Origin of the sequence: Hyphomicrobium sp. MC8b, from assembly GCF_905067615.1 — a bacterium.
Classification (GTDB): domain Bacteria; phylum Pseudomonadota; class Alphaproteobacteria; order Rhizobiales; family Hyphomicrobiaceae; genus Hyphomicrobium_B.
In genome coordinates, this window is the sequence record NZ_LR898465.1 from 1,915,017 (window position 1) to 1,939,910 (window position 24,894).

The 24,894-nt window shown below is 60.0% G+C and carries 27 protein-coding genes; 7 read left to right on the top strand and 20 right to left on the bottom strand.

Translation table 11 applies throughout. The features are described from left to right. Positions 1-131: 131 nt before the first annotated feature. Entirely contained in the window at positions 132-419 is a 288-nt protein-coding gene (locus ACLB1Z_RS09285) for a hypothetical protein (protein ID WP_409563047.1), read from the top strand. 58 nt (positions 420-477) lie between these two features. Here ACLB1Z_RS09285 and ACLB1Z_RS09290 read toward each other — a convergent pair whose 3' ends face one another. Continuing rightward, positions 478-1,491 (bottom strand): hydantoinase/oxoprolinase family protein, encoded by a 1,014-nt coding sequence (locus ACLB1Z_RS09290; protein WP_409563048.1) that lies wholly within the window; start codon positions 1,489-1,491, stop codon positions 478-480. Positions 1,492-1,550: 59 nt separating this feature from the next. Between ACLB1Z_RS09290 and ACLB1Z_RS09295 the strand changes: the two genes are divergently transcribed. Then, positions 1,551-2,258, top strand: a complete 708-nt coding sequence (locus tag ACLB1Z_RS09295) for a HisA/HisF-related TIM barrel protein (RefSeq protein ID WP_409563049.1) — start codon at positions 1,551-1,553, stop codon at positions 2,256-2,258. A gap of 191 nt (positions 2,259-2,449) precedes the next feature. On the opposite strand, the gene fae is transcribed toward ACLB1Z_RS09295, so the two are convergent. The 7 genes from fae to ACLB1Z_RS09330 all read right to left on the bottom strand — a co-directional run bounded on the left by fae (position 2,450) and on the right by ACLB1Z_RS09330 (position 9,038). Next, the gene (gene fae / locus ACLB1Z_RS09300) at positions 2,450-2,962 is read right to left on the bottom strand and encodes a formaldehyde-activating enzyme (protein WP_409563050.1); all 513 of its coding nucleotides are present in this window, start codon (positions 2,960-2,962) and stop codon (positions 2,450-2,452) included. Between the two features lie 236 nt (positions 2,963-3,198). Then, positions 3,199-4,062 (bottom strand): triphosphoribosyl-dephospho-CoA synthase, encoded by an 864-nt coding sequence (locus ACLB1Z_RS09305; protein ID WP_409563051.1) that lies wholly within the window; start codon positions 4,060-4,062, stop codon positions 3,199-3,201. After that, positions 4,059-5,033, bottom strand: coding sequence for a RimK family alpha-L-glutamate ligase (locus ACLB1Z_RS09310; RefSeq protein ID WP_024275704.1), 975 nt, complete (start codon positions 5,031-5,033; stop codon positions 4,059-4,061). Before ACLB1Z_RS09310 ends, ACLB1Z_RS09305 begins: the two co-directional genes overlap by 4 nt. Further along, the gene (gene mch / locus ACLB1Z_RS09315; RefSeq protein ID WP_013947264.1) at positions 5,017-5,976 is read right to left on the bottom strand and encodes a methenyltetrahydromethanopterin cyclohydrolase; all 960 of its coding nucleotides are present in this window, start codon (positions 5,974-5,976) and stop codon (positions 5,017-5,019) included. The genes ACLB1Z_RS09310 and mch overlap by 17 nt, the downstream gene beginning before the upstream one ends. Positions 5,977-5,995: 19 nt before the next feature. Beyond that, positions 5,996-7,132, bottom strand: coding sequence for an ATP-grasp domain-containing protein (locus ACLB1Z_RS09320; protein WP_409563052.1), 1,137 nt, complete (start codon positions 7,130-7,132; stop codon positions 5,996-5,998). Positions 7,133-7,134: 2 nt separating this feature from the next. After that, positions 7,135-8,040 carry an NAD(P)-dependent methylenetetrahydromethanopterin dehydrogenase gene (locus tag ACLB1Z_RS09325; protein ID WP_013947266.1) on the bottom strand — a complete coding sequence of 302 codons (906 nt, stop codon included), beginning with the start codon at positions 8,038-8,040 and terminating at the stop codon, positions 7,135-7,137. Positions 8,041-8,060: 20 nt separating this feature from the next. Continuing rightward, complete coding sequence (locus ACLB1Z_RS09330; RefSeq protein ID WP_409563053.1) at positions 8,061-9,038, bottom strand: beta-ribofuranosylaminobenzene 5'-phosphate synthase family protein; 978 nt, start codon at positions 9,036-9,038, stop codon at positions 8,061-8,063. Positions 9,039-9,152: 114 nt separating this feature from the next. Between ACLB1Z_RS09330 and ACLB1Z_RS09335 the strand changes: the two genes are divergently transcribed. Together ACLB1Z_RS09335 and folK are read left to right on the top strand one after the other, a co-directional pair. Further along, complete coding sequence (locus ACLB1Z_RS09335; RefSeq protein WP_013947268.1) at positions 9,153-9,530, top strand: 4a-hydroxytetrahydrobiopterin dehydratase; 378 nt, start codon at positions 9,153-9,155, stop codon at positions 9,528-9,530. 32 nt (positions 9,531-9,562) lie between these two features. After that, complete coding sequence (gene folK / locus ACLB1Z_RS09340) at positions 9,563-10,087, top strand: 2-amino-4-hydroxy-6-hydroxymethyldihydropteridine diphosphokinase (protein ID WP_409563054.1); 525 nt, start codon at positions 9,563-9,565, stop codon at positions 10,085-10,087. A gap of 73 nt (positions 10,088-10,160) precedes the next feature. Here the strand turns inward: folK and ACLB1Z_RS09345 are convergent, their stop codons facing one another. The 6 genes from ACLB1Z_RS09345 to pqqA all read right to left on the bottom strand — a co-directional run bounded on the left by ACLB1Z_RS09345 (position 10,161) and on the right by pqqA (position 14,146). Continuing rightward, positions 10,161-10,517, bottom strand: a complete 357-nt coding sequence (locus tag ACLB1Z_RS09345) for a c-type cytochrome (protein WP_409563055.1) — start codon at positions 10,515-10,517, stop codon at positions 10,161-10,163. A gap of 184 nt (positions 10,518-10,701) precedes the next feature. After that, positions 10,702-11,862, bottom strand: coding sequence for a pyrroloquinoline quinone biosynthesis protein PqqE (gene pqqE / locus ACLB1Z_RS09350; protein ID WP_013947271.1), 1,161 nt, complete (start codon positions 11,860-11,862; stop codon positions 10,702-10,704). Between the two features lie 30 nt (positions 11,863-11,892). Beyond that, on the bottom strand, positions 11,893-12,195 hold the full coding sequence (gene pqqD, locus ACLB1Z_RS09355) for a pyrroloquinoline quinone biosynthesis peptide chaperone PqqD (protein ID WP_409563056.1): 303 nt from the start codon (positions 12,193-12,195) through the stop codon (positions 11,893-11,895). 3 nt (positions 12,196-12,198) lie between these two features. Continuing rightward, the gene (pqqC, locus tag ACLB1Z_RS09360; RefSeq protein ID WP_409563057.1) at positions 12,199-12,975 is read right to left on the bottom strand and encodes a pyrroloquinoline-quinone synthase PqqC; all 777 of its coding nucleotides are present in this window, start codon (positions 12,973-12,975) and stop codon (positions 12,199-12,201) included. Further along, complete coding sequence (gene pqqB / locus ACLB1Z_RS09365) at positions 12,972-13,904, bottom strand: pyrroloquinoline quinone biosynthesis protein PqqB (RefSeq protein WP_409563058.1); 933 nt, start codon at positions 13,902-13,904, stop codon at positions 12,972-12,974. Before pqqB ends, pqqC begins: the two co-directional genes overlap by 4 nt. Positions 13,905-14,056: 152 nt before the next feature. Further along, on the bottom strand, positions 14,057-14,146 hold the full coding sequence (gene pqqA / locus ACLB1Z_RS09370) for a pyrroloquinoline quinone precursor peptide PqqA (RefSeq protein WP_013947273.1): 90 nt from the start codon (positions 14,144-14,146) through the stop codon (positions 14,057-14,059). A gap of 613 nt (positions 14,147-14,759) precedes the next feature. Here pqqA and ACLB1Z_RS09375 point away from each other — a divergent pair. Then, entirely contained in the window at positions 14,760-16,541 is a 1,782-nt protein-coding gene (locus ACLB1Z_RS09375; RefSeq protein WP_409563059.1) for a sulfite reductase flavoprotein subunit alpha, read from the top strand. A 7-nt stretch (positions 16,542-16,548) separates the two neighbouring features. Beyond that, positions 16,549-18,336 (top strand): NADPH-dependent assimilatory sulfite reductase hemoprotein subunit, encoded by a 1,788-nt coding sequence (locus ACLB1Z_RS09380; RefSeq protein WP_409563060.1) that lies wholly within the window; start codon positions 16,549-16,551, stop codon positions 18,334-18,336. Positions 18,337-18,511: 175 nt separating this feature from the next. Here ACLB1Z_RS09380 and ACLB1Z_RS09385 read toward each other — a convergent pair whose 3' ends face one another. The 6 genes from ACLB1Z_RS09385 to gloA form a co-directional block, all read right to left on the bottom strand. After that, the gene (locus ACLB1Z_RS09385) at positions 18,512-19,312 is read right to left on the bottom strand and encodes a sulfite exporter TauE/SafE family protein (protein WP_409563061.1); all 801 of its coding nucleotides are present in this window, start codon (positions 19,310-19,312) and stop codon (positions 18,512-18,514) included. 133 nt (positions 19,313-19,445) lie between these two features. Continuing rightward, complete coding sequence (locus ACLB1Z_RS09390; protein WP_013947277.1) at positions 19,446-20,981, bottom strand: GTP-binding protein; 1,536 nt, start codon at positions 20,979-20,981, stop codon at positions 19,446-19,448. Then, positions 20,981-21,886: a sulfate adenylyltransferase subunit CysD gene (gene cysD / locus ACLB1Z_RS09395; RefSeq protein WP_409563062.1), complete on the bottom strand. Its 906-nt coding sequence runs from the start codon at positions 21,884-21,886 to the stop codon at positions 20,981-20,983. The genes ACLB1Z_RS09390 and cysD overlap by 1 nt, the downstream gene beginning before the upstream one ends. Further along, entirely contained in the window at positions 21,883-22,692 is an 810-nt protein-coding gene (locus tag ACLB1Z_RS09400; protein WP_409563063.1) for a phosphoadenylyl-sulfate reductase, read from the bottom strand. Before ACLB1Z_RS09400 ends, cysD begins: the two co-directional genes overlap by 4 nt. A 165-nt stretch (positions 22,693-22,857) precedes the next feature. Further along, positions 22,858-24,087: a TIGR03862 family flavoprotein gene (locus ACLB1Z_RS09405; protein WP_409563064.1), complete on the bottom strand. Its 1,230-nt coding sequence runs from the start codon at positions 24,085-24,087 to the stop codon at positions 22,858-22,860. Continuing rightward, the gene (gene gloA, locus ACLB1Z_RS09410) at positions 24,081-24,521 is read right to left on the bottom strand and encodes a lactoylglutathione lyase (protein WP_409563065.1); all 441 of its coding nucleotides are present in this window, start codon (positions 24,519-24,521) and stop codon (positions 24,081-24,083) included. Before gloA ends, ACLB1Z_RS09405 begins: the two co-directional genes overlap by 7 nt. Positions 24,522-24,685: 164 nt before the next feature. On the opposite strand from gloA, the gene ACLB1Z_RS09415 reads away from it, so the two are divergent. Then, positions 24,686-24,865 carry a hypothetical protein gene (locus ACLB1Z_RS09415; RefSeq protein WP_409563066.1) on the top strand — a complete coding sequence of 60 codons (180 nt, stop codon included), beginning with the start codon at positions 24,686-24,688 and terminating at the stop codon, positions 24,863-24,865. Positions 24,866-24,894: the final 29 nt, after the last annotated feature.

Genomic DNA, 24,894 nt, shown 5'->3' on the forward strand with positions numbered 1-24,894 from the left:
GGACTTTTTGGTCTCGCCTCATTTGTTGCTCACTGACATGGAAAGCATGTAAAGGGAACTGAACCGGATTAGCTGTGTTTGTTTCCGGTCACCCCCCAGAATGAGCAATACCCAAGAGAAGGCAGAATTCGATGATTGAAGTTTCCCGTATCGTACGCCTCGCGTGTGCCGCGACCGCCATTGCGCTGGCCACGGCTGTGCCCGCGAGCGCTGGCCACCGTCATGTGGTTCAAGATGATCCGGCTATCGTCGTTGACAGGCTGCATCACATGGGCTTCGTCGAGTGGCGCAAGCTCCGTTGGGACAACGACGGTTACTGGAAGATCGACGATGCCCGTCGCGAGAACGGCCATGTCTATGATCTGATCCTCGAGTCCGGCTCGTTTGATCTCGTTCGTCTGAAGCGCGAACGCGGCTGAGCCTCGTCGGCTTTTTGAGAATTTGGTCGGCCGCGGCGGTGGTGCTGCGGCCGATTTTTTATGCATTGAGCAGGAGCGCGACCGCGACAGCCGGTGCGCAGCGCGTCGCCCAGAGCTTCTGATCGTCGTCAGATGATTCGATCAGATCGCCCAAAAATTCAGGTGGGAGGCCGAGGCGCATGGCGATTTGCTTTGCGGCCGAAGCTCCTATCCCTGCGGCGATGACGCTTTCGGCAGTGCTGCCAGGTCGCGACAGAACTTGCAGCGCGCCGTCGTGCATCGACCTCAGCTGCTGCTCCTCGATGTAAACCGCCGAGACCTGCCACGTCGAAAGATGGCGGATGTCGGCGTCGCGTCCAAAGCCGCGTGCGAAGCGTTCGAGACTTTCCTTTTGTGTCTTGCCGCGACCATCGGCCGTCGCATGCTGATCGACATCTTCAGGCAGCGTGCCGAGGATACGGCGCACGTCCGCCATGTTGGCGAAGGCGTCGCGGGCGAGGCTTTGCCATTGCCCGGCGAGCGGCGCGTGTGTCGCGACCGACGGCACAGCCGTCCGCGTGAAGCCCGTATAGACGAGTTCGCCGGTTTGCATGCGCTCGGCATCGCTGAGGCCGAGAGGGCGATCGCAGGCTATGATGTCTGTCGTCGTTGAGCCCATGTCGATCAGGAGCGATCGCGGGCGCAGGCGCGAGACGAGGGCTGCTGTCGCGAGAAAATTCGCGGAGGCGACGGACAAAGGATCGCTCGCCGCGATGTTGGGCGGGGCGAGCCCCTTTAGTCCCATATAGATTCGAAGTTCGCCCGACAGTCTTTCGCGCAGGCGGTCGAGAATCGCGAGGACGCCAGATTCGCGGCTTTCGAAAATCTCGGTCAGCTCTGCTGTCATCGTGATGGCGAAGGCATCGGCACCCTCTAACAGTGACGCAGCCTCGCGAATGGCTTGATCCAACTGGTCGAGACCTTGCCAGAGCGGACAGGCGATCTGGCGGACGGCAACAAGGCGCGTGCCTTCGACGCGCGCGACCTTCAAGTGCGCGCCGCCGACGTCGAGACCGATGGTTACCTTGCTCATTTGGGCCTTCGCTTCCTTATCTTAAGCCGTGATACACTCGCGGGGTGAGGAGGCAAGCGGTGGACGTAATTCCGGTTATTGATGTCGCGCGCGGGCAGGTCGTTCGCGCGGTGAAGGGTGTGCGATCCGCATATCAGCCGATCGAAACCCCGCTTGCGCCCTCGTCGGAACCCGCGGACGTTGCGCGTGGGCTGGCGCGGCTCTTTCCTTTCAGGAAGCTTTACCTGGCCGATCTCGACGGCATCGAGGGACGCGGCCGTAATACGCATATCGTGCCTGTGCTCAGCCAGGCGTTGCCGCATGCGGAAATCTGGATCGACGCCGGGACGGGCTCACGCAGCGCGGCGCGCACGGTTCTGGCGGCTCCTGTCGCGACGCTCGTCGTCGGAACGGAGAGCATCGAAACGGTGCACGGCTGGGAGGATATCGTCGCGGAAGCGCCGTTGCGCACGGTTCTCTCGCTCGATTTTCGCAATGGCGAATTCATGGGGCCGGATGCGATGCTCAACGATGCTTCGCTGTGGCCGTCGCGCGTAATCGCCATGACGCTCGATCGGGTCGGCGCCAACGAAGGCCCCGATCTCAATCGGCTGCACAATATCGTGACACGAGCCAAGGGACGGCGTGTCTACGCGGCGGGCGGTATTCGCGACCGCGGCGATCTCGATGAAATTCGAAAAATCGGCGTTTCGGGAGCGTTAATCGCTTCAGCGCTGCATTCCGGAAAGATTTCGGCCGACGACCTCAAAGAGATCGCCGGCCGATGAATGTCCGGTTTCAGTGAATTGGCAGGAGCCACTCCAGCCGAAAACAAATCCCAGTTGCGGCCAAGGTTTGTTTTCGAGAATTAACCGCTGTAACGGCCCGAGAGCAGTCTACCCAATCGCTGCAGCAGACCCCCCTTCATGGGAGGGGCAGTCTCATTTTTGTTTTCTACCTGCTGAGGACGGTTTCCGCTTCAAGCCTTCGCACCGAACGGATGCTGGACCGAGTTACGCTGAGCGGTCGCTTCGGCAGCCGTCGGCTTGCCAGCAACAGCGCGCGCAATCGATTCCTTAACAGCGCGATAGTTGTAGTCCTGGATCTTCGCGTCGTCGGCAGCTTCCCAGTGGATGAACACGCCAACGCAGACGTAGAGATCGTCAGCTTCAGCAGCCGGGATCACGCCTTCAGCAACCGAGTCCTGAACGGCCTTAGCAACGCCGTACTGAGCCGGTCCGAACATCTGAACGGCCTGACGGGCGTCCTTGATCGTGACCTTGTTGTAAAGGATCGTGTTCGGCTTGCAGGGGAGGTTCGGCGCAATGACGGCGAGAAGAGTCGTGAAGCCGTCCTTGTTGTTCGTCAGGGCGTTGCAGAACGCCGTCTCAGCAGCCGAACCGCGCGGTCCGATGATGAGGTCGATGTGAGCGACTTCGTTGCCGTCGCCGACGAGCGACTCGCCGACCATGACTTTGTTGATTTTGGCCATCAGGGGGGTTCCTCCCACGAATGAAACGATATGGATATGAGCAACAACGCTCCCCCGTCAGAAGTCGGGACTTCGCTGTACTGCTCTGGCGATGAATATCCACGCGCTTAGCGCCCAGGTTGTCATGAGTACCAGCCTCGGCGCGTTGGATCGGCCCGCGGAGTCCGCGGACACGGCGCCTGTATTGCCCTAGGTCACCGGGAGAGACAAGCCCTTAAGTTGGGGCCAATCGCCGTTCAGGTGCGTTTCCGCTCGATCAGCGCGTCGGCAAAAAGGGTCGTGACCACAAAATCGGCAGTGGTGCCGGGATTGAGGCCCTCATGTTTCAATTTTGCGTCGAATTCCTGAAGCGCCGGTAGCGATTTCGCAGTTGCAGCAGGTGACCACTGCGGCCTTAAAACGCGTGCTTCGTTTTGCACCTTCGCGGCAATTGCGGCACCGAATTTGCGTGCAATATGCGTATCGGGAAATTCCGCAAGCAGCGCCATATGCAACGTCGTTACTGCTAAAGTCGCATCGCAACCAGATACCGCCTTGGCTTCGCGATATACCGGCAAGGCAAAATCGAAAACATCCGCGTACACGCTTACGTAGGCGTTTGCGATGCGGTCGCGGTCGGCTGCGAGCTGCATGGCGCCGAGCAACGTTAAATGCTGCGGTTGCGAATGGACATCGCCCTGTTCGACCTTGCCCATGCCGGCCGGATTGGCGACGCGAATGGCGGCGAATGCGTCTTCGGCGTCCTGCTCATCGAGCGACATTAGAATCATGCCAAGGCGACGGCGCAGGCCGATATCGAAGGTCGTCTCGCTCGCGGCTTTCGCGAGAGGCGCGCAAAGCAGCACGATGCCGAGGTTGGTATTGAGGCCCGTTGCGGCGACGCTTGCTTCCGTGGCGCGAAGGATGCGTTTGCCGACGCTCAATTGCGGGTCTGCGATCGGCCCGGCCGCAGCGTTTGCGGCCTGTTCGAAATGCAAAACCTCCATGCCGTGACCGGCGGAGTAGCGATGAACGTTGCCCGGCTTCAGCGCTTCGAGTTCAGCGTTGCACGCGTATAAAAACGCGGCGCTGATTTCGGCAGCGGTTCGGGCGGCTTTCATGAGACTGCTGCGACGGCGGGCACGTGCAATGCCGCGCGATGCGCAACGACCGTTTTCAGAAAGTCCTCGGCGATGGCCCAGGCGATATTAACGTCAGCGACGCCTTGAAGGCCGCGCCATGCCGGATTTGAATTTACTTCGAGTACCTGCAATTCGCCCGATGCCGAGCGAATAAGATCTATTCCGGCGTAGTCGGCATCGACTGCTCGCATGGCGGCCATCGAGATGCGAGCCATCTCGTCGTCAGGCAGATGGACCCGCGCTTTGCCGCCCTGATGGATATTCGTGACCCACGTCGTGCCCCGGCGCGTCATGGCGGCGACGACGCGATGGCGAGTCGCGAGCACGCGCCAGTCTTCGTAGAAGCCATCCTTCGGCGGGACGTAATCCTGCATGTAGTACATCTGATCGACTGTCTCGGGGGCCGGCAATTCGCTTTGCTGCGCGATCATGCCGATGCCTTTGCCTTGACTGCCGAACAGCGGTTTCAGGACAAGCGGACGGTCGAGGCCCTCGGTATATTCGAGGGCATGGGGAAGTGTCTCGCAAACGCGCGTGCGTGGCGTCGGAATGCCGTTCTTGTGCAGAAGAAACGTCGTTTGCGATTTGTCGACACAACGCTCGATCGCGCGCGCGTCGTTCCAGACGCGAACGCCGCTTTCGCGCAGCGCATGCAGAAGGCCTAAGCGAAATGTGATCTGCTCAAGCGTTCCGGCTGAAATCGAGCGGACGAACACGCCGTCAGGCAAGCGGCCCTGAAAACCCGGAATGTCGATGCCGCTTTCAAGGCCAGTATCGAATGCGCAGTGGGGAAGCGATGAAACGGTGACGCGCGCGCCCATCGCTTCGAGCGAACGGACGATGCGGCGCGCATGCCATTCGCCTCGCCCCTCTTCGATCAGAAGGGCGAGGTGAAGTCCATCCCCTAGGCCTGGCAGAGTGTCAGGCTGTTTCTCAGCGGAAGCTCGCATCGACGACTCCCGGCGCCAGTTCGCCAGCACGGAAGGTATTGCCTGTTTCGACATTCGACACCATCACCTGCGCGGGTGAGAACAGCATCGGGTCGATCTTGTAGAAGTCGCCTTTGACGTCGGCGAAGATTTCAGCGAACGGCTTGCCGTACGCTTCGCTGTTGCTCGCGGGCAGGCTTTCGGCGAGACGCTTCGCGTCGCTGTCCGGGCCCTTCACGAAGAGATGGATGCGGCCGCCATAGATGATGGCGTCGTTCGTGCGACCCATGGCCTTGACGAAATCTGGGATGGGCGGCGCGATCGGTGTGGTGCCCATGCCGTCGAGAATGTTCTCAAGCGGGAAATGCAGAGCGTGGGCCTTATGGATCGCGACTTCGAGAACGCGCGATGCGATCTGGACGATGCCTGCGAAGCTCCACGTCGTTGCGTAGATGATCGTCAGTCGCGTCGGGTTGATGCCGCAGTTCTCGGAGATCTTTTTGATCGCAGCCGCGGGCGGTGCCTTGTCGCCCTCGATGACGAGCGTCGTCTCAGGATTGCGGTCGGCGTAGCCCAGTTCCTTGAAAAGTTCTTCGACGCGTGAGACGGCGCGGGCAGGACCGGAGCCGAGCGCGAAGAAGCCGCTCGCCTCATCCGAGATCGACCAGCCGGCATATTGGCTGCCCAGGCAGGCGATAACCGGATCATTCGACGTCACGACGACGCCGAGGGGCCAGTTCGCAAGCCCGGACGATTGCGTGATCGCCACCTGACCCAGGCCGCCCATGCAGACTTCGCCGAGGCGACGGCCGGCTTCGAGACCGCCGACGACTTTGGCGCCCATATCGATCAGGCGTTCGCCTTCGCTGCCCGTGCTCACGTCGATGCGAAGGGCATCGGCGTCATTCACGATGCTCTCTACAAGCTTGGCGGCGCGTGCCGAGACGCTGGGCTGCTTAACCATCTTTGAAACTCCCGTCAGGTCAGGATTTTGCGTGTCCGTATATCAGGTCTTCGAGTTCCGCCAAGCGCTCGCGGGCGAGGGCTTCTGCCGCATCGGCTGTTGGGGCCTCGGCAAACGCCGTCGCGAGAGGGGCGCCGAGGGGAACAAAAGTGCCGGGTGTGCCACGGTCAGTGCTCCAGGCGGGCCACGGCATGTCACCAAGCGTTGTCTCTCCGCGGTCAGCGTGGAGGATCGCTATGGCTTTGGCAGGGGAAGAAAGGCCTTGTTGCGACGATACCGGCTTGCGCGTGCAGGCGGCGATATGTCTTGCGAACAAAGAGCCGAAGCGATCGTCGAGAACGTCAAGTGATGCGCCCGGCCGCGGGTTCACTTCCAACAGATAAGGCACGCCTTGCGCGGCGAGGAAATCGAACGATACGAGGCCGCGCAATTGCAGTTTTTCAGAAAGCTCGCGGGCATAGCGGATCATCTCGGTCGATAACGAATCATCGATGGCGGGCGCGGAGACGCAGCCGCCGAAGCGATAGGGGTGTGCAGGTGACGGAGATATCCATTGCCGGCTCACAGCGAATGCCGATGAGGCTGCGCCGTCCCCCGCGCACAATGCGCCGACGGAATAGCGCGTGCCGGTCAGTCGCTTCTGAAAGTAACGGCGCGGTTTTGCGTGTGGGGTACCTGAGCAATCGCGAATATGTCGGCCGCCGCTGCCGCCGATGCGCTTCGAGATCCAGCCCGATGCATCCCCCGGCGGTGTGCTTTGCGTCTCGGGGTGCGGGATTGCGAGGTCGTCGAGAAGTGCGAAGAATTTTTTCGGATCTTTGCAGGTTGCGAGCGTTCGCGCATCGCAGCCAAGCAGGCGAAAGCGCGATGCAAGGGCATCGACAAGCCGCGGCTTATCTTCAAGGCCCGAGCCGAGCACGAGGCCAATCGGCGCTGCGGGCGCCGATTGAGAAAGCTCGTTTAAAGCCGCAATGAGTGGCTTCGTGCGGAAGCCCGTCTCCATCGCGCCATCGATAACGCGAAGGCCTTCTGCGGCATCGCGGGTATCGAGATCGCCGAAAGCGTCGACGACGAACGGCCTAAATCCAGCGCGCCGGGCGGACTGCGCGAGGCTCCGCCCGGAAAATGCTGCGATCAGGACAACGTCGCCGGTCAATCTCAAGCCAACCCGACGAGCTTCTTCGACAGCTCGTACGCGTGACGGAAGTCGAGAGACAGCGGCACGTCGGAATCGATCATCTGCTTGAACAGGCCCGATTCACATTTGTACTTGATGTCGCCGATGGCGAGCGGGCCGACGCCGAGCGTTTCGGTATCGAGCAGCTTCTCGCCATTCATGAACAGCTCCATGCCTTCGACGCCCGGGGGCGGAACGGCGTTAACGTCGGCCATGACCAAAAGATTCTTGGCCTTGTGCATGTTCTCTTTCGAGACGACGCGGACGCCAGCGGCGGCAGCTGCGAAGATCACTTCGGCGTTGGCGATGATCTCGCTCTTCTGCTCTTCTGTTTCGCCGGGAACGGGTTCGAGATCGACACCGAAGCGCTCTTTCGAAATCTTCGCGTTCTTGATGACGCGATCGATACCGCGATGCGCAACGAGCTTTACTTCCGCACCTTCAAGAGCGGAGATGATCGAGGATGCGAAGCCGACCACGCCGGTCGCGCCGAATACGGCAACCTTCGTGCCTTTCCACGTCTTGCCGAACTTTTCCTTCAGCACCTTCTCGACGCAGGCGACCATCGCGGCGGCCGTGGTGAACGAACCGGCCGGGTCGGCGAAGCACGAGCATTCGAAAGGGGGCACCATCGCCTTTTTGGCGGCTTCGAGCATGTCGAGCGCGAGGATGGCGTCCTTACCGCCCATGAAGAAGCCGGTGCGAACGCCGTAGTTCGGCGGACGCGAGAAGATGGCGTCCTGGATCAGGCCCGTGACTTCCGCAAGCTCGACGTTGATGTAGGGAATGATCACCTTGTAGCCGGCGTCGGCTGCCATGTTCACGTCGAAGGGGCTCATATGCTTCTGCGGCGCCAGCATGTGCAGGATTGGGGTTGCGTCGCTCATTTGTTCTAATGCTCCGTTCGTTATGAATTGCGCAGCGTTTCGATGCTGGCGCCGGTGTTGCGGCCATGAATGATAAGGATTTCGAGCCCGTCGCGTTTAGCGTCTTCGCCTAAAGAATGATAGAGGCGTTCTGCCGCTTTCTGGCTATCGACGAAGGCGAATCCGGTCGGCCCCCAGGAGCTTTGGCCGATGCCGGTTGCACCCATGTCCCGCATCCGCGAAGCGATTTCGCCGACCGCCCGGCTGGTCCATGGGCTGCCCCCTTGTTTCGACGCAAAATGGCCGCCGACGATTTCCTGGATTTCGGTGATGGCCGAGCCAAAGGCCTCGATATCCAATTCCTTCAAGCCGGGAACGAGCTTCATCAGGACGAGGTGGCAAATGTGCGCCGCCTGACGTTCCGGGAAGGGCGGTAGACCAGAGAATGCGGTCGTTTCGGCTTCACCGGAGACGCCTGAGAAATTCGGATCGAGGATCAGCATCACGCGCCAGTCCTTGGGGAAATCCGTGCGCAGTGTCAGCGGCGGCGGTCGGTCGGTTTTGCCCTTGCCACCATCAATGATGAACCCGCCGGAAGCAAAGGCTTCGAGACCGATGCCCGAGCGGGCGCCGCGCTCGCCCAAGGAGGCGAGATCGGCGGGGGAAAGATCGCGGCTTTGCAGGCGGGCAATGGCTGCGCCGACGGCGAGCGCGAGCTGCGTGCCGGAGCCCAGGCCCGCGTGTGCCGGGATGGCATCTGCAATATCGACGGCATAAGCGCCCGACTTGCCGTCGTCGGTATATTTGCGCAGCAGCTTGAGGACACGCCGGCTTTCGGGGCCGGTCGCGGAATTCTCCGTCGACGGGGTTATGGTGAGGTCGGTGCTGGGACGATCGATGGCGATGCCGATGCTGCCGTAGCGCCGGCCGATCTCGCCATTCAAGTCGAGGAAGCCTAGATGCAGCCGCGCCGGAGCCGTAACGCGGAGCGCGGCAGAAGTTGCCGGAATAGGCTTCACGTAAACCAGTCCTTTCTTTTGAATTTCCGCCTGTTCAGGCCGTTTGCCATCCTGGCTACGGGGGCGGTAGGATTTCGGAACCGAGTTGTCCGATAATTGGAGGTCGAGGGCAAGATGAGTGCAGAACGCGAAAAACCGATGGCGGAAGCCGATGTCAAGGCATGGCTTGCCGCCAACTTGCCGGCCTGGAAGCTCGAAGACGGGTGGATCCGGCGCACCTACAAGACGGCGAGCTGGAAAGGCACGCTCATGGTCGTTAATACAATCGGCCATCTGGCAGAGGCCGCGTGGCACCACCCGGACATCACCTGTTCGTATGCCTGGGTGGAAGTGCGGCTGATGACGCATTCGGCCAAGGGCATCACGTCGAAAGACCTCGAACTCGCGAAAAAGATCGAAGAGGTCGTGCATTGGCAGCCGGGCAAGGAAGGCAAGGGTCTCGAAGGTACGCCTGAGAGCGATATGCGATTTGCGTACATCAAATACGATTGATCCGCGCATGGGGCCTGAGATGGGAGCCTGAGATGGCGGAGACGAATTGTGCTTCGGCGGCCGTGCAGGGGATGCCGCCGACGCTTGATGCCATCCTGGCGGTCGGCACGAACATGGGAAACCGTGTCGAGAACATCGACGATGCCGTGCGCAGACTGGAAGCCGACGGTTCGATCATCGTCGTCGCGCGCTCGAAGCTTTATCGTACGGCGCCGTGGGGCGTCACGGATCAGGACTGGTTCGTGAACGCCTGCGTCGGCGTACAGACCGCGCTGTCGCCGCATGAGTTGTTGAAGCGCTGTCAGGCGATCGAAAACGATATGGGCCGTGTGCGTACAAGGCACTGGGGGCCGCGGGTCATCGACGTGGATATTCTGGCGATTCGAGATCGTCAGATCTGCGATCCGGATCTTGTCGTGCCGCATCCGTTCATCGCAGAACGGGCGTTCGTTGTTGTGCCGCTCAAGGACGTCGCGCCTGCGCTCACGATCGGCGGCAAGACGCTCGATGACATGATCGAAGCTCTCGACGCCAGCGATGTGACGCCGCTTCAATAAGCTCTGATAAAAAGAAAGCACCGCGGAGAACCCCTTCCCCGCGGTGCTTTCTGCAGTCGTTACGAAGCGCGAATTACTTCAGCGTCGCGAGATATGCGATCAAGTCGGCGCGCTGCGTTGCATCCTTGACGCCCGGGAAGATCATCTTCGTGCCGGGAACGTCCTTGCTCGGGCCCTGGAGCCACTTGTCGAGCGCAGCTTCATCCCACGTGATGCCCGACTTCTTCAGGGCTTCAGAGTAGTTGTAGCCTTCGACCGAAGCGGCCTTGCGACCGACGATGCCGCCGAGGTGCGGGCCGACGCCGTTCTTGTCGACTTGGTGACAAGCCTTGCATTTCGCGAAGACCTTCTCGCCGGCAGCCGCATCAGCGGCCATGCCAGCGCTCGGTGCAACAGCGATCATTGCGATCGCCAGAATCCACTTGCGCATTTTCGAATTTTCCTTCCCGTTTCGCCTGAGCGATACTTTAGAAACGTTGCAACTCATAGCTCAGTCTCCGGAAATTGGCATTTAATTTCTGAACTTCGCCCGAACAGAATGCCGCACCGACTAGTGAATTAGTCGGATGTCTTTTGCGTCGCAAACACACGTCAAGCGGGCGTTTTCTTACAAATTATTCAGCCGCCGGCGCCTTCACCGGGCTCATGCGCCGATAGACGAATGGCGGCGGCGTTTGCTCGGCGCTTTCTCGTTCGGCGGCGGCCACGAACGCTTCGTGGTAGGGTGAGAGCTTGCACGCCGGATCGGTATTTGCTGCGTCGCCGGTGAAAGCCATGGCCTGGCAGCGACAGCCGCCGAAATCGATTTCTGCGCGCGGACAGCCGCGGCAGGGCTCCTTCATCCAGCTCGTGCCACGATACATCTGGAAGGCTTGGCCGTTGAGCCAGATATCGGCCAAGCGGCGATCCTTAACGTTATCGAAGATAAGTCCCGGGACGGTCTCCGACGCGTGGCAGGGAAGGACGCGCCCTTGCGGTGTGACGTTCATCACGCCGCGACCCCAGCCGCCCATGCAGGGCTTAGGTGTTTTGGCGTAATAGTCCGGCACGACGAAGTCGAAGACCATGACGCCCTTCAGGCGCTCTTTCGCAGCTTCGACGATTTCGGCGCTTTTCAGAACTTGTGCGCGAGTGGGCATCAGCGCGGCGCGATTCTTTAATGCCCACGCATAATATTGAATATTGGCGACCTCGATGCGGCCAGCGCCCATCTCGACGGCGAAGTCGATGATATTCGGCAGGTTCTCGATATTGAGGCGATGGATCGGCGCGTTGATGGTGAGAGGCATCTCAAGCTCGCGCACCCACTTGCCGACTTCGCGCTTCTTCGCGAGGCCGTTCTTGTAAGCGGAGATCTTTTCCGCGTTGACATCGTCTACGTCCTGGATCGAGAGCTGAACGTGATCGAGACCCAAATCCTTCAGGCGTGCGAGGCGATCCCGCGTCAGCGTAACGCCCGCGGTGATGAGATTGGTATACAGGCCAGCCTTGGCCGCGACCTCGACGATGTCTTCAAGATCCTTGCGAACTGTCGGCTCGCCGCCGGAGAGATGGATTTGCAGGATACCAAGCTCGGCAGCCTGGCGCATCACGTCCTGCCATTGCTCCGTGGTCAGCTCGCTGTTGACGCGATCAAGCTCAAGCGGATTTGAGCAATAGGGACATTGCAGCGGGCACCGGTGCGTCAGCTCGGCGAGTAGGCCGACAGGGGCTCGCGCGCAAGCCTCGACAACGGGCTTTTCGGAGAATTGCTCCATCGGCGCTATTTCGTTCATGACGTCAGCTCCGTTCTGTCCCGGATTTCCTCAAGCAGCTTTGATCACGCCCTTGTCCGACAGCTCCTGAAGCATGGCTATCGTGTCGATCAGAATTTCCTGCACAGGCGCGTTGTAGTCTTTCGCAAGATCATTCGCGATCTGCTCGACCGAAGTGACGCCGTCGCAGCGCTTCAGGATTTCGATGGCGATCGGGTCCGGTTCGAATACGCGTTCCGGTGCCAAAACATGCCAGCGACCGCGTCCGGGATCGTGTCTCAGCTTAATGTGGGGTGGCAGCGCCGGTTTTGAAGTCGGCGCTATAATCACGCGTGTGCGAGTGGTTTCGCTCATCAATCAAGCCTCTGGCCGGAACGCGCCCGGCGGAATGTGTCCGTCGATATAGGCGTGATAGAGAGCGTCGAGCTGCACCCACAGCACGTTGCACTTGAAGCGCAGAGCTTCGATGCAGGCCTCCTGCTCGTCGCGTGTCTTGGCGTTTTTCAGCACGTATTGCAGCGCGAAATCGGCATCGCGCGGCGCTTGCGTCAGCCGGCGCTTGAAATACGCCATCACCTTATCGTCGATGAAATCGTAGTTTTCGAGCATGCCGACGATCCGTTCTTTATGGATCCTCGGAGCGAAAAGCTCGGTGAGGGACGAGGCCACGGCGATGGTCAGCGGCTGTTCGCGAACGAACGTGACATAGGACTCAACCGCGAAAACCGTAGCGGGAAGCGCGCCACGACGCGAAATGACGTATTCTCGGTCGAGGCCCAAGCCGTCCGTCAACACCAGCCAGCGTTCGATGCCACCTTGCTCATCCGGCAGCAGTCCATCGTGATCGAGGATGCGATGTGTCCACTCTCGGCGGAGTTCGCGGTCGTAAACGCGGCTGACAAGAGCGGCGTCCTTTCGCGGCACTGCTGACTGATAGCAGTAGCGGTTCAGCGCCCAGGCCTGCACTTGGCCCTTATTCAGCTTGCCGCCGTGCAGCATGTGATGAAACGGATGCAAGTCGTGATAGCGCTCGGGGCCGATGGCGCGAAGTGCTGCTTCAAAATCGGATGTCGACATCGGCGGCTCGTTGCCGAGCCGTTCTGCGGTTTTCTTTTCAAGACTAACCGGGTTCATAGGCGGACCTCCATGCCATCGAAGCCGACTTCCCAACCGGATGCTTCGACGACTTTACGGGCTTCTGAATTTTCGTCCAGGATTGGGTTGGAATTGTTGATGTGGACGTAAATCCGGCGCTTCACGTTGAGCTTGCTCAAGGCGGCGATCGAGCCATCGGAGCCCGACACAGAGATGTGACCCATGCGCTTGCCGGTTTTGTTCAGCAGCCCCTGGGCCAGCATTTCGTCATCGGTAAACAGCGTGCCGTCCAAAAAGATCAGCTCGGCGCCGCGGATTTTTTCCGCCAACGGCGGATCGATCTCGGCGACGCCCGGAATATAAAAGAATGCTTTGCCGGTTTTGGCGTCGGTGATCTTGAGGCCGATCGTGTCGCCATCGCGACTGCCGAAATTGTTGCTGGTGTCGCCCTTCTCGAGAAACAGCGCGATTTTTCCGGGGACCGCGAAAGCTTCGACGACGAGACCGAGATCCTGGCCTGCACCTTCGAGGCGGGTCGGCTTGTCGAGTTCGAAGGTGATGCGTTTGACCTTATCTGCCGCCAGGACGTCGAAGATCGAATTTGCGGCGAGCGTCGCCAGCACACGGTCGGAGCCGTAGATCGAGAACGGCTGGCCTTCGCGCAGGCTCAAGAGGCCGGTGATGTGATCGACGTCGGCGTTGGTGACGACGACGGCCTTAATGGGTGAAGTTCGCAGCGGACCGGAGCGCGCCGGCTGAAGCTCGGGCGTTTCGTTGATCTGCTGACGAATATCCGGGGAGGCATTGAGCAATACCCAGTTTGCGCCGTCAGAACTGACAGCGAGAGAGGATTGCAGCCTTGCCTTATATCCCGCTTCTCCGGCGCGCACTCGCGATGAGTGATAGCCGTTGCAATTCCATTGCGGGAATCCGCCCCCAGCGGCGGATCCAAGCACTTTTATAAGCATCGCTGATTTTTGATTTACGCCGACGGGTCGCCGAAGCCGGCAGCGCTCTCTGTCCTTTTTCGAGAGCTATAAGGCTGCGGCGGCCGATTCGCCAAAAATCGACCGCCGCGCCGGTATCTCACAAGATTTGCGAGACCGAAGACTTCATCTGATTAGATGAGGTCGATTTCTGCCGGAAGGTAGCTCGTGACTTCGAGACCAACTTCCTGCTCGCGAACTTCGGGCTTCGTCCAAGTCTTCATGGTGTTTCCTCCAAGCGGTGAACTGCTTTCCCTACTCAGCAGACCCCGCCGAGGGTCCACTCGATTGGTGCAGGCACTTATGTTTGTGCCGGCCCAATCTGCGGATCGGCCTTTCAAAGTCAAGGCTCGAACCGCTACCAACCGCAAAAGATCACGTTTCGAGACTTCTTTTCAAATCAATGCCCTTCACGTCTGCGTGTGGGTCTGATCCAGGACGTTCTGTGAGCATGTGCGAGAGGATGATTGCCGGCTCGGAAATGCGTCCGGAGCGGATGAGGCGGCCTGGCACCTCCCGTAGAAGCTTCGCGATTTCGGCGCAGGCGCATCCAAATCGGGTGGAATGTCTAGTGCGTTAGAATATTATTCTTATATTTGGGGTGGAATGCCGCAGGTATGTAGAAAATTGTTCCAAAATGACGTATGCAAACGAGCGTCGGGCTGGTGCCAGTTATTGGATGGTCCGTTAGCCATTGATGGCTAAATGATCGATCAAAGTGATTGGTTCGATCACAAAGATGGGGCTTTCGCTGAGATCAAAGGCGCGTTAGGCCCGCATCTTGATGTCCGGGCTGAAGGATTTCGGGCTGAAGGCCCTGATTAAGGAGAGCTTTTTGTGACCGCCACCCCTCTGCTTCCGCGTAACGCGCCGTTTCTGCCGGAAGAGATAGAGATGCTGAACAAAGTAGTTGCGCGGACAACTCCGCAGCAGCGCTCTTGGCTTGCCGGTTTCTTCGCAGGTTTTGAGGCGGCTCAGGGTGGCAGCGTAGGGCAGGCAGTTCCCGCCGCAAGGCCGCGGGCGCCGCTGACTATTCTTTATGCCAGCGAGAGCGGCAACGCCGAAGCACTGGCGAACAAGGCCAAGAAGGCCGCCCAGAAGCACGGTCTCGATGCCAAGGTTTTCGATATGGCCGACGCCGACATGGCGCTGCTGGCCAAGGCGAAGAACATCGTCGTTTTTGCTGCAACCTGGGGCGAAGGCGATCCACCATCGCGCGTGGTCGACTTTTATCAGACCCTAATGAGCGACGCGGCGCCACGCATCGACGGCGTGCGGTTCGCGGTTCTGGCGCTGGGCGATACGGCCTATGCGCAGTTCTGTGCGGTCGGTCGGGCCATCGATGCCCGTCTTGAAGAACTCGGTGGCGTACGGTCGTTCGATCGGGTCGATCTCGATCTCGATTACGTGAAGCAGGCGGCAGACTGGACGGAAAACGCGCTCGCGAAACTCGCGCCGAAGGAAGAGGCGGCGAGCGGCACGGTCGTCCATGTCGATTTCGGGGCGGCTGCTCAGTTTGCCGATGATGATGAGCCGAAATATACGGCCGAGCATCCGCTCGAAGCAGAGATTTCCGCTCTTGTAAACTTGAACGGCACGGGCTCGACGCGCGAGACGTGGCACGCCGAGTTCGCATTCGACGATCCGGCGTTCACCTACAAGCCTGGCGACGCGATCGGCATGTACCCGGAGAACGATCCCGCGCTCGTTGACGACGTGCTGCAGGCGGTTGGTCTCGGTTCAGACGCGGCGCTGCTTTTGAAGCTGCAGAAATCCTATGACGTCACGACGCTGTCGCGCTCGTTCGTCGAGAACTTCGCCAAGCTGACGGGACGCGCTGACGCGAAGGCGCTGCTTGAAGGCGAGGCCTATCCGAAGTTCGCTTCAGATCGGCAGCTCATCGACTTCTTCCAGGCTTATCCGGAAAAGCTGACGGCTGAGCAATTGACGAGCTTGCTGCGGCCATTGCCGGGGCGGCTTTATTCGGTGGCGTCGAGCCTGAAAGCGCATCCGGGTGAAGCGCATCTGCTCGTCGGTGCGGTGCGCTGGGAATCTCACGGCCGTGTTCGCAAGGGCGTTTCGTCGACGTTCCTCGGTGAGCGGCGAAAAGTCGGACAGACGGCGCGTCTCTACGTCAAGTCGAACCGGCATTATCGTCTGCCGCCCGATGGGCATACGCCGATCATCATGATTGGTGCAGGCACGGGCGTTGCACCTTATCGCGCCTTTGTCGAAGAGCGCGTTGCGGACGGTGCAAAGGGCAAGAGCTGGCTGTTCTTCGGCGAACGCAACTTCACCAACGATTTCCTGTATCAGCTCGAATGGCAGGACTATCTGGCGTCGGGCGATCTCACGCGGATCGACGTGGCCTTCTCGCGTGACCAGCCGGAGAAGATTTACGTGCAGCATCGCCTGTGGGAGCGTCGCGACGATCTCCGCGCGTGGCTCGAAGAGGGTGGGCACATCTATGTCTGCGGCGACGAGAAGGGCATGGCGAAGGACGTCGATCAGATGCTCGTCAAGATTCTCGCCGAGCCGCTGAAGGGTGACGAAGAAGCCGGCCGCGCCAAGCTCAAGGAGCTGACGAAGGCTGGGCGCTATCAACGGGACGTGTATTAAGAATTGAATGTCCCTCTCCCCATCACAGGGGCGATCGGAGAGGGGAATGCCGGGAACAGTCGAAATGACCGATAAACGCTCGAAGAACGAGTTCATCAAAGAGAAGAGCCATCAGCTGCGCGGGACGCTGGCTGAAGGATTGCGGCAGGTCGAGACCGGCGCCATCGCCGAGGACGATCAGCAGCTTATCAAGTTCCACGGTTCGTATATTCAAGACGACCGTGATGTGCGCGGCGAGCGATCCAAGAAGAAGCTCGAGAAGGCCTACGCCTTCATGATCCGACTGCGCATTCCCGGCGGCTTCCTTGGCGCCAAGCAGTGGATCGGCCTCGACAGCATCGCGAGCACATACGCCAACGGTTCGATGCGGTTGACGACACGCGAGACCTTTCAGTTTCACGGCGTCATCAAGTCGAACCTGAAGCGGACGATGCAGGGGTTTCACGACATCTGCCTCGATACGCTTGCAGCCTGCGGCGACGTCAACCGCAACGTCATGACGGCGGCCAATCCCGATTTGTCGAAAGCCCATCGGCAAGCTTACGATCTCGGCAAAGCGATCAGCGAGCATCTTTTGCCGAAGACCGGCGCCTATCACGAGATCTGGCTCGACGGCGAGAAGGTCGAAGATAAATCGGGTCCGGCGAAAGAGGATGTCGAGCCGATCTACGGCGTCCATTACCTGCCGCGCAAATTCAAAGTCGTCGTGGCGGTGCCGCCAGATAACGACGTCGATATTTACGCGCACGATCTGGGTTACATCGCCATCGTCGAGAAGGGCGAGCTTGTCGGCTGGAATGTGACGGTCGGCGGCGGAATGGGCATGACGCACGGCGATCCGAATACGTTTCCGCGCACCGCCGATCTGCTTGGTTTCTGCACACCGGAGCAGGCCGTTACGCTCGCCGAAAAGATCGTGACCGTGCAGCGCGATTGGGGCAACCGCGAGAACCGGGCGCGGGCGCGTTTGAAATACACGATCGAGGATCGCGGGCTCGACAACTTCCGCGAGGAAGTGGAAAAGCGGGCAGGGTTCAAACTTGGCAAGCCGAAGCCATTCAAGTTTGCGAGCACGGGCGACAAGATCGGTTGGCGGCAAACGATCGACGGCAAGAAGAGCGCCGATAAGCCCTGGCATCTGACGCTGTTCGTCGAGAACGGCCGCATCAAGGATCGGCCAGGTTTTACGCTGAGAACGGCGCTGCGCGAGATTGCCGATCTCGGTATTTGTGATTTCGTCTGCACGGCGAACCAGAACGTCATCCTCGCCAATGTGCCGGGAAAATCGAAGGCGAAGATCGAAGGCATTCTGACGTCGCATGGCGTTGAACTCGGTGTCTCTTCGGGGCTGCGCCGCAACGCAATGGCGTGTGTGGCGTTGCCGACATGCGGTCTTGCTCTGGCGGAGAGCGAGCGGTTCCTGCCCGATCTCGTAACCGCGCTTGAGGAGAGCCTCGATCGCGCGGGTCTGAAAGACGACGATATCGTCATCCGCATGACGGGGTGCCCGAATGGCTGTGCGCGGCCGTATCTGGCCGAAATCGGGTTGGTCGGGCGTAACCCAGGGCTTTACAACCTCTATCTCGGTGCGGCCTTCAACGGTTCGCGGCTGTCGAAGCTTTACGCGCAGGACGTCGACAAGCAGCGGATCGTGTCACTGCTTGAGCCGATCTTCATCAATTACGCAAAGACGCGGAATGACGGCGAGCGCTTTGGCGATTTCGCGATCCGGTCGGGCTATGTGAAAGAGACGACGGCAGGCAATCAGTTCCACGCGGACGTGAAGCTGGTTTGAACTCTTTTCTTGCGCTTGGCGACACGCGTTCCGCGCGCCGGCCGCCAAGCGCAAAAAATCGCTTCGATCTGTCTCGTGCCGACGAAGATCGGCACTCCGGCAAGTCTCAATATGACGAAGGTTGGGATTGGACTGGGTCCCAGCCTGCGCCGGGATGACGTTGTTGGTATGTGCGCTATAATTTGTGTGCGAGCTGATAGGCGGCGAAGCACAGGATCAGCGCAAGGAACACGCGCAGCAGCCAATCAGGCAGCAGGCCTGTGAGACGCGAGCCTATGGCGATGCCGGGGATCGAGCCAACGAGCAGTAGGCCCAGCAGCGCAAAGCTGGCGTTGCCGATTGACAGGTGGCCGAGGCCCGATATCAGCGTCAGCGGCACGGCATGGACGATATCGGTCCCGATCAGACGGCGAGTTCTGAGCGTCGGATAAAGCAGCGTCAGGACCACGACGCCGATCGCGCCTGCTCCGACCGACGTCAGAGTTACAATCGAGCCCAACGTCAGCCCAAGAAGAAGCGTCGGCAAGTAGCGGATTTTGAATTCGGGGGGCTCGCCGACCTGTGCGCGACCGCGGACGACAAGCGGATAAATCAGAATGGCGACGGAACTGATGATCAGGGCCGCGATCAGCGCTTCCTTGATGAACAGGCCGAGAGCCGTGGTGTCGGGATCAAGGAGATGCAGTAGCACCAGCATCGCGAGCGAGCCTGGAACGCTTCCGGCTGCAAGCCATCCGACAAGGCGCCAGTTGACGTTGCCGAAGTTATGATGCGGCCACGCGGCCGAGGCTTTCGTGATGGATGCGAAAAGAAGGTCCGTTCCGACGGCGAGCGTTGGCGGCACGCCGATCTGCGTGATGAGAAATGGTGTCATCAGCGAGCCGGCGCCAACGCCTGTCAGGCCGACAAGAAATCCGACGACGAAGCCGCCAGCGACGACCATGGGCCAGAGAGTGCTGAGATCGAATTCCGGCATGGGATTCCGCAGGGAACGTGACAGTCAGACCTACGCGAGATCGCCGCCGTCTGCAATCTTGGAGTTTCGTTGAAATGGGGTGAGCAGGGCCGTCATCCTCGACTTTCTGCCGAGGATGACTTCGTGATGAAACCTAAAGCCCAGGATCCATGCCGTCGTCGACGGGGGGTGGCGGCTCAATGGCGACGGCGATGCCGGCCGCACGGAGAATAATCGCCACTTCGTTTGCGCGCCGCATGAACTCTTCGCGATCTTTCGAACTCATCGACAGGTCGCGGTTGAGGCCGTTCGCCAGCATGTCACGCTTCAGGACGAAGTGACCTTCGGTCGGCTCTTCTGCCTTGGCGCTGACAGCCGTCGCGACGCCACCAGCCATCGTTGCGCCGGTTACGGAATCGACCAGCAGCAGCGTGCCGGTTTCAGGCGTTTCGGTGAAGACGTCGATGGCTGCAGCGCGTCCCAATGAGATTTTGGCGATGGCGATGTCGTTGGCACCGCAGCTGCGCGCCGGGCGCGAGGCCATAGTCTCGAGATCGAGAAGCGCCTTGACCTCGATGTTCGAGATCGGAATGAGATCAGTCGATGTCCGCAGCAGATAACCTGCGGTGGGGCTGAAGGCATCTTCCGACAACCAAACAAAACGCGCTTCGACGGTCTGGGCCGCGACGGGAAGCATATCACGCTTCGAGAGAACCGCGCCGCGCGAGACATCGATATCGACATCGAGCTGAAGCGCGACGGCCTGGCCGGCCGAGGCGCTTTGCAGATCGCCATTCATCGTGGCGATGCGAACGACTTTGCCACCTGCGTTGCTTAGCGTGTCGATGACTTCGTCGCCGACCTTGATCGAGCCGGACGTGACGGTGCCTGCGAGGCCGCGGAAATCCTGGCTGTCGCGCAGAACCGTCTGCACGGGGAAGCGGAACACGGAGCCGGCTTCGCTGACGCGGCTCGGCGTCTTCTCCAGGTGCTGGATGAGCGTCGGGCCGGTGTACCAGGACATGTTGCTCGATTGGGTCGTGACGTTGTCGCCGAACACAGCCGAGAGCGGCACGGCGGTCGCGTCCCAGAAATTGAATTTCCAGCAGAGCGTGCGGAAGTCGGCTTCGATCTTGCGGAACACGTCTTCCGACCAGCCGACCAAGTCCATCTTGTTAACGGCGAGCACGACGTGCTTGACGCCGACGAGATCGAGGATGGCCGTGTGTCGCTTGGTCTGCTTCTTCACGCCCGAGCGGGCATCGACCAGAACTATCGCGACGTCGGCGTGAGATGCGCCCGACGCCATGTTGCGTGTGTACTGCTCATGGCCAGGTGAATCGATGATGACGAAGCGGCGCGTCGGCGTGTCGAAATATTTCCACGCAATGTCGATCGTGATGCCTTGCTCGCGCTCTGCGACGAGGCCATCGAGTAGCATCGAGAAATCGGGGAGATCGGTGCCCGCAGCTTTGCGGCCCGACTTGCGGACGTTCTCGCGCTGATCCTCGTAAAGGTCGGAAGCATCCCACAGCATGCGGCCGATCAACGTCGATTTGCCATCGTCAACAGATCCGCACGTCAGCAGGTGTGTAATGCCGCCGAGATCGCGCACGAGGTTCGGCACGACTTCCAGGCGTGGCGCCTCGTTGGCGGCGGGCTGAATTTTATGGAGGGCGTGCACCGACATTAGAAATAGCCTTCCTGCTTCTTCTTTTCCATTGCGCCGGCTTGGTCGTGATCGATCAGACGGCCCTGGCGTTCCGACGTCTGCGCGTTGAGCGTTTCGGCGACGACGGCTTCGATCGTTTCGGCTTCGGATTCGACCGCTGCGGTGAGCGGGTAGTCGCCGAGCGTGCGGAAGCGGATCTTGCGCATCTCGACTTTTTCGCCGTCCCGCGGTTGCAGACGTTCGTCATCCTGCATCAGGATTTGCCCGTTGCGCACGATGGTCGGCCGCTCGGCCGCGAAGTAGAGCGGAACGACATCGAGCTTTTCGCGCAGAATGTAACGCCAAACGTCTTTTTCGGTCCAATTGGACATTGGGAAGACGCGCACGGTTTCGCCGGTACCGAGGCGCCCGTTCAACAGGTTCCACATCTCGGGGCGCTGCTTGCGCGGATCCCACCGATGGCCGGGGGCACGGAACGAGAAAACGCGTTCTTTCGCGCGGCTCGCTTCTTCGTCCCGGCGAGCACCGCCGAAGGCCGCGTCGAAGCCGTATTTGTCGAGCGCTTGTTTCAGGGCCTGTGTTTTCAGCACGTCGGTGTGGATCGAAGGCGCGTGATCAATCGGATTGATGCCGCGCTTGATGCCGTCGTGATTGGTGTAAACGATCAGATCGAGACCGAGTTCACGTGCCGTCCGATCGCGAAAAGCGATCATATCCTTGAACTTCCACGTCGTGTCGACGTGCAGCAGCGGAAACGGCACCGCCTGCGGGAAGAAGGCCTTCCGCGCCAAGTGCAGCAGGACGGTCGAATCCTTGCCGATAGAATAGAGCATCACGGGCTTGCGGAACTGCGCTGCAGCCTCGCGGAAAATGTGGATGCTTTCTGCTTCGAGCAGATCAAGATGCGATGGCGAGGCCGTCATGCCGCGCGGTCCTTCGGTTCGAAACCAGGGTCTTGGGGCTGCGTATGAAGTCCGCATTCTTTGCCGTTCTCGTTTTCCCACCACCAGCGGCCGGCACGGATATCTTCACCCGGTTTGATGGCGCGTGTGCACGGTTGACATCCAATCGACGGGAATCCCTTCGCATGCAGAGCATTCACGGGAATTTTGTTGGCTGCAACGTAGTCTTCGAGTTTTTCAAGAGACCAGTCAGCGATTGGGTTGAGTTTGATGAGCTTTTGCACAGGATCGTAGCTCGCGAATGGAACATGCGAGCGGCCCTGTGACTGCTCGCGGCGCAAACCGGTCACCCAACCAGCAGCACCATGTAGCGCCCGATTCAGCGGACGGACTTTGCGAATTTCGCAGCAAGCTTTGCGCGCTTCGATCGAATAGCGAAAACCGTAGACGCCGTCGTTTTCAACCAGCTCTTCGACTTCGGCGGACTCAGGGAACATCACACGGATCTTGATGCCGTACTTGCCTTCGGTATCGAACAGCGTGTCGAGCGTCTCGGGAAAATGCCGGCCGGTGTCGAGCGTAAAGATGTCGATATCCGTTCCGCTCACCGCGATGGCGTGCGTGATCGCCTGATCCTCGATGCCGAGGCTGGTGGAGAAGGAGACGGTGCCGTCGACGGCTGCGCGGATTGCCGACAGGCGCTCTTCGAGCGTCGTCAGCTCTGCGAGCTTGTGGTCGAGTTCGGCTGCGAGCGCATGTTGCGCCGCGGAATGAATATCGGTCGGCTGGCCTGCGGGGGCGAATGCCGGTGCTTCGAACAGCGTCATGAAGGACCTCCGTGTGCCGCTACATAGTGGAAAACTATTCTCCTGAGAAGGCATTTCTATAAATAAGAATAGGATATTATTTCTCAAACTATCGCGAAATGGCCGCGTTCCTTTCTTGCGGCGCTTGAGAATGGCGTTCGCTGCGCCGGCGGCAGCGTGTGGAAATCATTGTCGTCGCGCGAGCCATCCGAGCAAGCCATTTGCTGCCGATGCGGCGGTTGCGAAGGTCCCCTGCAGCAAATAACCGCCGGTGGGTGCTTCCCAATCAAGCATTTCGCCTGCGACAAACAGGCCGGGGCGGTCTTTGAGCATGAGGTTCTCGTCCAACGCGGTCCAAGTGACGCCGCCAGCGGTCGAGATAGCCCTGTCGATGTCGGTCACCCCTACAACCTGTAGGGGTAGAGCTTTGATGCGCGCGGCAAGGGCGTCGGCGCTGTCGGGTAGCGCTGCATTCCCTTCGCGAAGGAGGGCGACGGCGACCGGATCGAGATGGGCTGCCTTGCGCAGAAAGTTCGTCAGCGTTTCGCCGGAGCGGCGGCGGCCGAGACGTTCGGCGAGAGCCGGCTGCGTGAGGTCCGGTTTGAGGTCCACTATAAGTGTCGCGCTTTTGCCGTCGCCAAGTGCGGCGCGGATTTGCGGGCCGAGAGCATAGATTGCTCCGCCTTCCAGGCCGTTTGCCGTTACGACGGCTTCACCCCGGACCGTTGTCGAGGCGATAGAGAGCGCAATGCGCTTTAAAGCCAGTCCCTCGAAACGCGATTTGAAAACCTCAGACCACGATACGCGGACGCCGCAGTTGGCCGGCTCGAGCGGTGTGATGGCAACACCGGTGTTTCGGAACTGATCAACCCAGGCGCCGTCGGAGCCGAGCTTCGGCCAACTGCCACCGCCAAGCGCGAAGAGCGCCGCATCGGGTGTGATCGTAAGTTGGCCATTAGTCGTTTCAAATACCAGCGCGCCGGTATCGTTGAACCCGACCCAGCGGTGGCGGGGTTTAATGGAAACACCGAGGCTGTCGAGACGCCGTAACCATGCGCGCAACAGTGGCGAGGCTTTCATCGCCTTCGGAAAGACGCGACCGCTCGTGCCGACGAAAGTTTGAGCATCGAGATCGTTCGCCCAGGCGATGAGCCGCTCAGGCGGAAAAGTTTCGACGGCCATCCGGACTTCATCGGCGCTTTCGCCATAGCGTGTCAGGAACCGTTCGAGCGGCTCGCTATGAGTCAGGTTCAGGCCGCCGCGGCCGGCGAGCAGAAACTTGCGCGCGGGCGATGGCATCCTTTCATAGATAGAGACGCGATGTCCGGCGTTCGCGATGACCTCGGCGGCAAACAAGCCTGCGGGTCCGGCGCCGATGATGGCGACGTCCTTCGCGTCGACGGTTTTGCTCACCATGTTCCCGTGTTCGCCATCGAGGCCCACGGTTCCTGCGACGGCAGCGAAGCGCCCTTCTGCAGAAGCTCGATTGAGATCAGGTCAGGAGAACGCACGAAAGCCATGTGACCATCGCGCGGAGGGCGGTTGATCGTGACGCCTGCGGCCTGGAGTTTTGCGCAGGTGGCGTAAATGTCATCGACAAGAAATGCGAGGTGCCCGAAGTTGCGGCCCGTGCCGTATGGCTCAGGGTCCCAGTTGTAAGTAAGTTCGAGCATAGGCGCTTTCTCATTCAGCGCGCGCTCTTCGTCTTCCGGGGCCGCGAGAAAGATGAGGGTGAAGCGACCCTTCTCATTTTCCATCCGGCGAATCTCTTTCATCCCGAGTGCATCGCAATAGAATTTGAGACTAGCCGCGATATCGGTCACGCGAACCATCGTGTGCAAGTAGCGCATCACTCACCTTTTGCCTGCTGTGTGATCGTCTTAGTGGTCGTGTTGCTCGCGAGAAAAATTCTTCCGCACACGCGAATGCTGCACCTCTGCCACAGTGCGTCCTGAAACGTCTTACAGCGCCCGCTCGCTCGCGATGCGCGATTTCGTCCTGCTGTGGATGAGCATTGGAGATCTTCGTTTCCGCCGTTTGGATCAGCACCATCGAAGACGCGGAAAATCAAGTGCCGATGAACGAATCACTTGTCGGTGATTCGGAGCGCACGGCGCTATCCACGCATGTGGAGGAAAGTTTACCGGACATCGGCGCGAGATCGAAGCTGGGGAAGAATCAGGATGCTTTTTAAAGACGTGTTATCATGCTCTTAGGCGAGCA